Origin of the sequence: Nocardia wallacei (genome assembly GCF_029869545.1) — a bacterium.
Taxonomy (GTDB): domain Bacteria; phylum Actinomycetota; class Actinomycetes; order Mycobacteriales; family Mycobacteriaceae; genus Nocardia; species Nocardia wallacei_A.
Genome location: NZ_JARWQD010000012.1, coordinates 1 through 10,377, shown reverse-complemented (window position 1 = coordinate 10,377; position 10,377 = coordinate 1). Strand labels below are relative to the sequence as shown.

General features: G+C 73.7%; 6 protein-coding genes. 4 read left to right on the top strand and 2 right to left on the bottom strand.

Annotated elements, in window-relative coordinates; genetic code table 11:
* A partial coding sequence (locus tag QH290_RS00205) for an ArsR/SmtB family transcription factor (RefSeq protein WP_280381624.1) occupies positions 1-655 on the bottom strand: 655 nt, incomplete at its 3' end.
* A 276-nt stretch (positions 656-931) separates the two neighbouring features.
* Here QH290_RS00205 and QH290_RS00200 point away from each other — a divergent pair.
* The 3 genes from QH290_RS00200 (at position 932) to QH290_RS00190 (ending at position 8,641) form a co-directional block, all read left to right on the top strand.
* Entirely contained in the window at positions 932-2,416 is a 1,485-nt protein-coding gene (locus QH290_RS00200; RefSeq protein WP_280381623.1) for an MFS transporter, read from the top strand.
* Complete coding sequence (locus tag QH290_RS00195) at positions 2,413-3,600, top strand: hypothetical protein (RefSeq protein ID WP_280381622.1); 1,188 nt, start codon at positions 2,413-2,415, stop codon at positions 3,598-3,600. The genes QH290_RS00200 and QH290_RS00195 overlap by 4 nt, the downstream gene beginning before the upstream one ends.
* Positions 3,601-3,859: 259 nt before the next feature.
* Positions 3,860-8,641 carry a cation-translocating P-type ATPase gene (locus QH290_RS00190; protein ID WP_280381621.1) on the top strand — a complete coding sequence of 1,594 codons (4,782 nt, stop codon included), beginning with the start codon at positions 3,860-3,862 and terminating at the stop codon, positions 8,639-8,641.
* On the opposite strand, the gene QH290_RS00185 is transcribed toward QH290_RS00190, so the two are convergent.
* Positions 8,613-9,557 (bottom strand): hypothetical protein, encoded by a 945-nt coding sequence (locus QH290_RS00185; RefSeq protein ID WP_280381620.1) that lies wholly within the window; start codon positions 9,555-9,557, stop codon positions 8,613-8,615. The two genes, QH290_RS00190 and QH290_RS00185, sit on opposite strands and share 29 nt — an antisense overlap.
* Before the next feature lie 275 nt (positions 9,558-9,832).
* Here QH290_RS00185 and QH290_RS00180 point away from each other — a divergent pair, with 275 nt between their 5' ends.
* Entirely contained in the window at positions 9,833-10,279 is a 447-nt protein-coding gene (locus QH290_RS00180) for a GNAT family N-acetyltransferase (protein WP_280381619.1), read from the top strand.
* The last annotated feature ends 98 nt before the right edge of the window (positions 10,280-10,377 follow it).

The following is a 10,377-nucleotide window of genomic DNA, read 5'->3' as shown; positions in this document are numbered from 1 at the left end:
GGTGGTGGGGGGGGCGGCGGGGGGGGCCGCTGTGGTGGTGGCGCTGTTCGCTCCAGTCGACGCAGAAGCGCAGGAGGGGGCGGCGGGTGTGGCGGGCGGCGGTGAGGTCTACGCCCAGTTCGGTGAACAGTGGTTCGGCGTTCGGGCCCAAGCGGTAGGGGTGGTCCGGTAGGGGTGCGGAGATCGGATCGTGTTGTGCGCGTTCGGTTCCGGGGATGCCGTCGGTGCGCTCGAGCGCGCGGCGGTCCAGCAGGGCCTCGGTGACGGCGACGCCGAGGCGGCCCGCGAGGTGGTCGTAGCAGCTGCGGGCCCGGCGCAGGGCCGCGGCGCGGGTGGATTCGCGCAGGGAGCGGACCGGACGGGTCGGGGCGAGGACCGCCAGCGCCTCGATGGCGACCGCCACCTCGCGGTTGGCCAGCCGGTAGTAGCGGTGGCGCCCGGACCTTTCGACGGTCAGCAGCCCGCCCTCCACCAGGCGGGTCAGGTGCTCGCTGGCGGTCGAGGCCGCCACGCCCGACTCCGCCGCCAGCACCGACGCGGGCAGCGCCCGGCCGTCGGCGAGGGTGGTCACGATCCGCGCCCGGGTCGCGTCCGCCAGCAGCGCGCCGACCGCCGCGATGTCCGTATACCCGTACAGGGGCCGCTCGTCGGTCATGCGCCCAGTCTGCCGCCCCGACACTTCGGCGCCCACCGAACAATGACCGTCCCCGCACGGCGGCAAGCGACCACGCTTCCGCGCAGCTCGACCACCTGCGCGGCGGCGGCTGAACACGCTCGCGGCCCAGCCGCCCCAGGACGGACGACGATCGCACTCGGCACAGACCGACCACCCGTGCGGCGGCTGAACACGCTCACAGCCGACTACTACCTCACGACAGGTGACGATCACGCTTCGGCACGGACCGAACTAACGCCGGGCAACACTGCGGGCATGAGTTATTCGACTCTCGAGAAGCCTCGTGTGGCTGGGCGTGGGCGCGTGCTGGGCGTGATGTGTGCGGGGATGTTTCTGGTGTTGCTGGACGTCACGATCGTCAATGTCGCGTTGCCGAGCATCGGGCACGGGTTGCGGTCGGGTGTGGCGATGCTGCAGTGGGTGGTCGATGGGTATGTCGTGGCGATCGCGGGGCTGCTGCTGGCGGGCGGGACGGTCGGCGATCGGATCGGGCATCGCCGGGTGCTGTTGATCGGGTTCGCGGTGTTCGGGGTGGCGTCGCTGCTCTGTGCGACGGCGCCGAGCGTCGAGGTGCTGATCGGCGCGCGGGTGGTGCAGGGCATCGGCGGTGCGCTGCTGCTGCCCAGCACCATGGCCGTGATCGTCGAGGTGTACCCCGGCCGCGGTGAACAGGCGAAGGCGCTCGGCACCTGGGCGGCGGTGTCGTCGCTGGCGCTCCCGGCCGGACCGCTGCTGGGCGGGCTGCTGGTCGACGCCCTCGGGTGGCGGCCGGTGTTCTGGATCAACGTGCCGCTGATCGTGCTGGCGATAGCCGCCACGCTGCGGGTGGTCCCCGACCGGCCGGGTGCGGGTGGGCGACGGCTGGATCTCCCCGGACTGCTCGGATTCGTGGCCGGACTGGGCGGGCTGGTGTTCACCGTCATCGCCGCCGGGCATCGCTCCGGCGCGGCGACCGTCCTGGTGCCCGCCGTGGTGACCGTCATCGCGCTCGCCGTCGCGCTGTCCGGCGCCGCGCACAGCAGGGATCCGATCCTGCCGCTGGACCTGTTGCGCCGCAAGGACTTTCTGAGCCCGAACCTGGTGGCGCTCACCATGAACCTGATCTTCAACGGCGTGCTGTTCGTCGCCATGCTCTATCTGCAGGATGTCCGGCACTGGTCACCGCTCACCGCCGGAGTCGCGGTGCTGCCGATGGCGGTCCCGCTGATCGTGCTGGCACCGGTCTCCGGCCGGATCACCGCGCGCTGCGGGCCGCGGACGGCGATCGCCCTGGGCTGTGCCGTGGCGGCCGCCGGGAGCCTGCTGCTGACCGGTCTGCGAGCCGACGGCGGCATCGGATGGCTGCTCGCCGCGATCCTGCTGATCGGCTGCGGGGGCGGACTGATCACCGCGTCGGCCGTGGCGGCGGTCGTGCGCGCCACCCCCGCGGACCGCTCGGGACTGGCGACCGGCACGTCCAATACGGCCCGGCAGATCGGCACCGCCTGCGGTGTCGCGATCTTCGGCGCGGTCGCCGGATCCCCGGCCGGTGACGGGTTCGTCGACGGCATCCACCTGCTCGCGGTCCTCGCGGCCGTGGCGTGGGTCGGCGCACTGGCGCTCACCGGCTTCGGGATAGCAGGCAGGACGCCACCGGGCCGACGAAACCCCGGCGACGACACGAAACCGCATTACCGCCCGCAGACCGGTTGGGGGGATACGCTTTTCGAACGAAGTAGCGAAGACGGGCGGAAGTGGTGACGACGAGCCGGATCGAGGATCTGCAGACCGGGCTGCTCGACGACCTGCGCGAGGGCATCTCGTTCGGGCTCGAGGAGGTCGACGAGACGCTCGCCGCGATGGTCGCCGTCCAGGCCGAGGAGCGGCCGCGCAGCGCCGAGCTGATCACGCCGCGACTCGGGCTCGACGGCGAGCGCCCGGAGACCCTGACGCTGATCGGGGCGCGGCACGAGCTGTCGCGAGATCGGGTGCGCCAGTTGTACACCCGCGCCATCGGCCAGATGGTGCGGCGCGTGCAGGCCACCGGCTACCCCGACACCGCGGTGTTCGCCGAGCGCTATCCGGTCGGCTGGGGCGACGAGCGACTGGTGCGCACGCTGCTGGCCGAAATCTACGCCACCGACAGCGATATCGCGGCGCAGGATCTGGCCTACCTCCGGCTGCGGCTGGCCGGGCACGCGCTGCTGGACGCCAAACGCATGGCGGGCTTCGTCTTTCAGCGCATCGCCGGGTGGCAGCAGCGCGGTCGCTGGCATCTGCCCGCGCCACGGCACAGCGAACCCGCTGCGGGACAACTCGTTCCGCTGCTGCGGCGGGTGGAGTGGCCGCGGGGCGAACCCACCGCCCTGCCGGGCACGCCGGTGCCCACCGTGGACGCCGACGACGACGCACGCGGCTCGATGTTCGCCGAAAAGCTGGACCGGGAAACGACTTTCGATACCGCTCTGGAGGCCCGGCTGCTACGGATACTCGACGAGAGCGAGCAGGTCGCGGCCTTCACCGAGCGTCCGGCCGCCGTCGACTACCGCCTCGACGGCATCGAGCGCGCCCACTACCCCACCGTCGCCGCCCGGCTCACCGACGGCCGGGCGCTGCTGATCGACGTGGTCCCGCTGGGCCGCGTCGCCGTGCACGGCAATCGCGCCAAACTCGAGGCCGCGCGCGGGTGGGCGCACGACCACGGGTGGGGCTGGCTGGTGTTCACCGGCAGCCGTCTCGGCGAACCGGACCTGCGGCGGCACGCGGTCGAGGCCCGCCGCGAGAACATCCTCCGCAACCGCCTGGCCGAGGGCCCGCTCGCCTGGCCGGAATTCCGCGGCATCGCCGACGAGACGGGCCTCGACATCGTGGACCTGAACGCCCTCGCGCTGCGGCACGGCTGGCGCTGGGAGCGCGGGCCGTTCCGCCTCGCCCGCGCGAAGTAGGCGGGCGTCCGCCCGCCGGTCGCTGTTCGTCGCGCCCGTCCTCGTCACGCCATGCCTGCCGTCACCGGCGGGGCCTTCGCCCCACGCCTCGCATCGACGGGCTGGTCGGGGTGGCTCTTCCGGCACGGCGGTGATGTTTGTGCGCCGCGTTTGCGGGCAGGTCCAGCACATCGCCCCGTTTCGACAGCCGAGGTCTGATCATGAGTATTGCGCCGCAGATCGTGCACAGAGCCGCCCGTGCGGAGCAGGACGCGCGCTGATGGTGTCGCTGCGCGGGATCGTGGCGGCGCCGATTCGGGTGCCGCTGGCCGTCACCGGCGCGACCGTGGGGCTGGTGCGGCGGCCGGTCGAGGTGGCGGTGCGGCTGGCGGATCCGGCCGTCCGCACCGCGTTGACGGATCTCACCGGCGGTGTCGACCGTGAGCTGACGGCGCTGTTCGATCCCCGCAAACAGCGGTGGCAGCGGCGGATCGCGGTGCACGGCAATCGGATTCACGCCGAGGTGCGCGGCTTGCGTTCCGACGACGGCGCCGGAATCGGCGAGCTGCTGCGGCGGCACGTCGGCACGGCGGCCGGGGTCGACTGGCTGCGGATCAACGCCGCGACCGGCCGCGTCACGGTGGCCGCCGATCCGGCACGGCTGTCCCCCGCGCGCCTGGAGACGCTCCTCGAACGCGTCGAGGAGCAGGCCGGGACGGGCGACCGGCCGTGGAGCCGGCGCTACGATCACCCCTCCGATCGAGAGCCCGTACTCACCTCGGCGCTGCAACTGGCGGGCGATGTCGTGGGCCTCGGGGCGGCGCTGACCGGGCGGCTGCTGCCGCTGCCCGCGCCCGCGCACATGTTCCGGACCGCCGTGGCGCTGGTGGACGGGCAGCCGCAGGTGCGCGGGATGCTGGAGTCCCGGCTGGGCCGCCACCGCACCGATACCGTGCTCAGCGTCGCCACCGCCGTCGGGCAGGCCATGGATGCCGAGGCCGCCGGTTTGTTCGCCGATGCCGCGCAGCGCGCCACCAGGCTGGTGGAGGCCGCCGCCCGCTACGCGCAGTGGCGCCACTGGGAGGACCTGATCGCGGATCCGGACCATCCGGGGGTGCCGGAATACCGCGCGCCCCGGCCGCGTCCGGCGCCGCGCCCGCGCGGGCCCGTCGAGCGCAGCGCCGAGGAGGTCAGCAGCACGTCGGCCGTCGCCGCCGCCGCGACCGTGCTCGGCGGGCGGGGCCCGGGCGATGCCGCCGATGCCGCGGTGTCCGGCGTGCCGAAGGCGGCCCGCGCCGGCCGCGAGACATTCGCCGCGGCGCTGGCCATCCGCATGTCCGCCCGCGGCACCCTGACCCTGGACCCACGGCTGTGGCGCCGCCTGGACCGTGCCTCCGCCGTGGTCGTCGACCATCGCGTCCTGCGCGGCCGCCGCCCGGTGGTGCTGACCGCCGAATCCACCGACAGCTCCTGGCCGACCGATCACGTGTGGAGCGCCGCCCAGCGCCTGCTGTGGCGCAACGGATCCGACCTGCCGGTCCCCCCGCCACCGGGTCACGACCGCCGAGATCTCGAGCTCGAGATCGACCCCGGCGAGACGCGCAGGCGACACGCGGCGCTCCGGGACGGCGGCGGCGCGGACCACGATCGACCACGTTCACATCCGGAGCGCGCAGGCTCGCAGCCCACGGACGCGGGGCATCGTGGGGCCAACGCCACAGTCTCACAAGCCCTTTCGAGCACCGACACGCGTTCACCCGCGGATAGGCCCTCCGGCGGACCGCCGGAGGCCCCAGCGGAGCGCGAGTCGGCCACGACAAATATGCCTGGTACCCATGGGAATTCGCGGGTGGAAGGAACCGGCCCGGACGACCCGCACTGGTGCACCCTGCTAGAGCGTGGACACCCCGTGGGACGGGTCCTCATCGGCCGGGAACCGCATCCAGAGGCCGTCGGCCTGCTCACCACCGCGCGCCGGGCGGGGCTGCGGGTGGTGCTGGTCGGCGGCGAGGACGCCGGTGAATTGCGCCGCAGCGCTGACGAATTCGTCACCGCGGGCGGTTCCGTGTCTCGGCTGGTGCGGCGACTCCAGGAACAGGGGCATGTCGTCGCGGTGGTCAGCGGCCGCGCCCATCGGGCCCTCGGTGCCGCCGATCTGGGCATCGGCACGGCGACCCGGCGAGCCGACGGAACGATCGAAATACCCTGGCAGGCGGGCGTTGTCTGCCCCGACCTCGGGTGCCTGCGGCAGATTCTCGGAGCGGCCGGGGCGGCCCGGCGGGTGAGTGACCGCGGCCGGGTGCTCACGCTGTCGGCGGCCACCCTCAGCGGGCTGCTGCTGGCCTCCGGTCCGGCCGGGGCGCGACCCGCCCGTGCCACCAGCCCGATCGCGGCCGCCACCCTGCTCGGGCTGGCGACCGGACTGCGCAGCGGCCGCCGCGCCGCCCGCGCACCGGCCCCCGCCGATATCGCGCTGGTCCCGTGGCATGCGCTGGAGCCCGACGAGGTCCGGGCCCGGCTGCCGGAGCCGAGCCGCACGCCCGTACCCCCGCCGTCGCTGCTCGCGGCCACCACATCGCGGATCGGACAGCAATTCGCGTCGCCCGCAACGACTCTGATCGACCTGACCCGGCAGATGCGCCACGAACTCGCCGACCCGATGACCCCGTTGCTGGCCGTCGGCGCGGTGGCGGCCGCCCTGCTCGGTTCACCCACCGACGCGGTGCTGGTCGGTGCCGTACTGGGGCTCAACGCCGCGGTGTCCGCGCTGCAGCGGCGCCGGGCACGGCTGTCGCTGCACGCGCTGCTGCTGGGCGAGCGGCTGCAGGCCCGCCGGATCGCCGGGGACCGCGAGATCCGCACCGCCGCCGACGATCTGCGGCCCGGCGACGTGATCGCCCTCGGCACCGGCGATGTCGTGCCCGCCGACGCGCGGCTGCTCACCGCCGACGGACTGGAGCTCGACGAGTCGGGTCTGACCGGGGAGTCGGTCACCGTCGAGAAGCGGACGGCCGCGACACCCGGTGCGCCGCTGAACGATCGCGCCTGCATGGTGTTCGAGGGCGGCGTCGTGGTCAGTGGTACGGGGCGCGCCGTGGTGGTCGCGGTGGGCGCGGGCACCGAGTCGGGCCGCGCGCTCGCCGCGGCCGGGCCGCCGCCCTCCGGCGGTGTGCAGGCCCGCCTGCGCGAGCTCACCGGGCGCGTGCTGCCCTTCACGCTCGGCGGTGGAAGCGCGGTCACCGCAACGAGTTTCCTGCGCGGGATGCCGCTGCGTCCGGCGCTGGCGGACGGGCTGGCCGTCGCCGTCGCCGCCGTCCCGGAGGGCCTGCCGCTGGTGGCGACCGTCGCCCAGCTCGCGGCGACCCGGCGGCTGTCGCGGCACGGCGTCCTGGTGCGCACCAGCCGCACCATCGAGGCGCTGGGCCGCGTCGACACCGTGTGCTTCGACAAGACCGGTACCCTCACCGAGGGCAGGCTGGACGTGGTCGCCCTCGCCGATCTGGACGAGCGGTGGGACAGCGGGGATTTCGCGGCATCGCCGCAGTCGCGCCGGCTGCTGCGCGCCGCCGCGCGCGCCTGCCCCGGCGCCGCCGACGGACCTCCGGTGCATGCCACCGATCGCGCGGTGGTCGAGGCCGCCGACGCCCAGCTCGGCGCCCGCGCCGCGAAGACCTGGGACCCCATCGAGGAGGTGCCGTTCGAAAGCTTCCGCGGCTACGCGGCCGCCGTCGGCCACACCGCCCACCACATCCGGCTCGCCGTCAAGGGCGCGCCGGAGGTGCTGCTGCCGCGCTGCGCCCAGTTGCTGCGCGCCGACGGGCAAGGCGGACACCGGGTTTCGGCCTTCACCCCCGAGGCTCGCGCGGACGCCGAGGACGCGATACAGCGGCTGGCCGAGCGCGGGCTGCGGGTGCTGGTGGTCGCCCGCCGGGACTTCGCCGCGGCCCCCGACGACGTCGACGGCGAGATCGAGCAGCTCACCCTGCTCGGATTCGTCGGCATCGCCGACCACCCGCGCCCGCAGACGCCCCGGCTCGTCCAGGACCTGGCCCGCAACGACATCGGCATCCGCATGATCACCGGCGACCACCCGGTCACCGCCCGCGCGGTCGCCGATCAGCTCGGCATTCCCGCCGACGTCGTGGCCACCGGCGCCGACCTGGACTCCCTCGACGAGGACGGCTGCGCCGACCTGATCCAGCGGGCCACCGTCTTCGCCCGCGTCTCCCCGGAACACAAGGTGCGCATCGTCTCCGCGCTGCAGCGGCATCGGCACACCGTCGCGATGGTCGGCGACGGCAGCAACGATGCCGCCGCCATCCGCACGGCCGACGTCGGCATCGGGCTGGCCGCCCGCGGTTCGGTCGCCGCGCGCGAGGCCGCCGACCTCATCCTCACCCGGTCGGGCGGCGGCACGGATCCGGCCGTGCTGCTGCGGGCGCTGGCCGAGGGGCGCAGCATGTGGCAGCGGGTGCGCGACGCGATCGGCGTCCTGGTCGGCGGCAATGCCGGCGAGGTGGTGTTCACCGTGGCGGGCACCCTGCTGTCCGGGCGCGCGCCGATCGGCACCCGGCAATTCCTGGTGGTCAACCTGCTCACCGATCTGGGGCCGTCGATGGCGGTCGCCCTGTCGCACCGCACGGCCGCCGACGAGGGCGAGTCCACGCTGGGCCCGCCCCCGGATCTGGGCGGCGCGTTCCTGCGCGCGGTCGCGGTGCGCGGGACCTGCACCGCCGTCGGCGCGGGTGCCGCCTGGGTGCTGGGCCGGGCCACCGGCCGCCCGCGCCGCGCCGAGACCATGGCGCTCGCCGCGCTCATCGGCACCCAGCTGGGCCAGACGCTGGTGATCGGTTATCGCAGCCCGCTGGTGTGGACGACGGTCGCGGGCAGCACCGCGCTGCTCGCCGCGATCATCATGACGCCCGGGGTGAACCGGTTCTTCGGGTGCGTGCCGCTCGGCCCGCTGGCCTGGACGATCGTGATCGGCAGCGCCGGGCTCGGCACGGTCGGCGCCGTGGCCGCGGGCCGCGCGCTCAGCGCAGCATCAGCCCCGCCACGATGAACGTGACGATCACCAGCATCGCGAAGCAGGTGATCAGCTGCCAGTGCAGCAGCGCCTCCCGCTGCTTGGCGATCTGCACCCGCAGGGTGGCGTCGACACGGTTGTGATCGACCAGGCGGCGGCGCGTCGCGTCGAGTTCGTCGGCGGTCTGCTCGGCGCGTTCGAGCCGGTGCAGCAGCTTGTGGACCTGCTTGGCCTTGTCCCTGGTCGCCTTGCGCGCCAGCGCCAGCGCCGTGCGCTGATTGACCAGCTCCTGGCGCTGCTGTGCGATGACGAGGGCTTGCGCGTGCGTGTGCTGCTCCCAGTCGGTCACTGTGGCCCATCCTCCCGTGGTTTCGTCGCGGTATCCCCAGGCCAGCTCCCCGGCCACCCAGCCTTCGATGAATTCTCGTACTGCCCAGGGTTTCTCCCGCGGCACCACCGCACCGGTCGGCCCGGCCGCCACCAGACCCGCGACCACCCGGTAGTCACACACCTGCGGCGCGAAATCGTCGACACCCAGCGCAGGCAGCTGCGCGACCCAGTAGCCGGGCGGGCACAGCCACAGCACCTCGTCGCAGCCGACCGCCCGTAGCCGCGCCGTCCGCTCCTGCGCGTGGGCGAGCGACAGCGGCTCGCTGCGCACCTCGATCGCGCACAACCGAGTACCGCGGCGCCACAGCAGCGACGGCGTCTGCGCGCCCAGCGGCTTGTCCACGTCGGCGGCGTCGGCGCCGGAGGCCAGCAGCCGCCCGCGCAGCCAATATTTCAGCCGCTGCACATCCCAGTGGCAGTTTCCGCAGTCGGCCTCCCGGCAGCGCTCCCCCGCCTGGTGTCCGCGTGGATTCGGTTCCACCACCGGGAGATTCGCCGACTCGGTAGGGGACAGCACCGTCGCATGCCCGCGGTCTATCTCGTTCAGTTCCTTCGTGCTCACGCGACCACTTCCCCTGCCACTACACCCAGCGAGCCCGATTCGGCCCGCTACTTCCAGATTGCCGCAACTGTCAGGGCCCTTCACGTAGTCGTGCCCGGTTTCGTTATCCAACCGGGAGCCCAGCGTGATCATCGGGCCCCGGGAGGGCTCGTTACGTGCGAATTCGACACGGATCGGTCAAGATTCACCAAGGGGCCGCTGGCACTTTCCGGACACCGGGGCGCGGCGGCGGGGAAACCGGTCGGTCCGGAATGCGGGCGTGTTGTACTGGAGGAATGAGCGACATCCCAGTCACCGTCGACCGGGCCGGATTGTGGGACGCCGAGGCCCTCAGTGACGTTGCGGCAGCGACCTTTCCGCTGGCCTGCCCGCCCGAGCTGGAGCCCACGGATATCGACACGTATGTGGCGCAGATACTGTCCGGCGAACGATTCGGCGACTATCTCACCGATCCCGGCCGCACCGTGCTCAAGGCGATGGCGGGCGGCGATATCGTCGGCTACACGATGCTGGTGGCGGGCGAGCCCGCCGATCCCTCGCTCGCCGCCTCGATCGCCCGCCGCCCGGTGCTCGAGATCAACAAGCTCTACGTGCTGCCGGGCCACCACGGCGCCGGGGTGGGGGGGGGGGGGGGGGGGGCCGCCCGCCGCGCCCCCCCCCCCCCCGCCGCGAAACAGGGGGGGGGGGGGGGGGGGAGACCGAACACAACCCCCCCCTCATGACCCTGGCCCTGGCAGTCCGCCTGGCCGACCCGCTTAAGGGGGGGGCGGCGACCGCCGCGCCGCCCGTCGCCGCCTCCTGAGCGCGAGCGGCAAACTTG

Bases quoted from the DNA above. Each gene is read 5' to 3' on its own strand.
- QH290_RS00180 (WP_280381619.1), top strand. From the start codon at position 9,833: ATGAGCGACATCCCAGTCACCGTCGACCGGGCCGGATTGTGGGACGCC.
- QH290_RS00190 (WP_280381621.1), top strand. From the start codon at position 3,860: ATGGTGTCGCTGCGCGGGATCGTGGCGGCGCCGATTCGGGTGCCGCTG.
- QH290_RS00200 (WP_280381623.1), top strand. From the start codon at position 932: ATGAGTTATTCGACTCTCGAGAAGCCTCGTGTGGCTGGGCGTGGGCGC.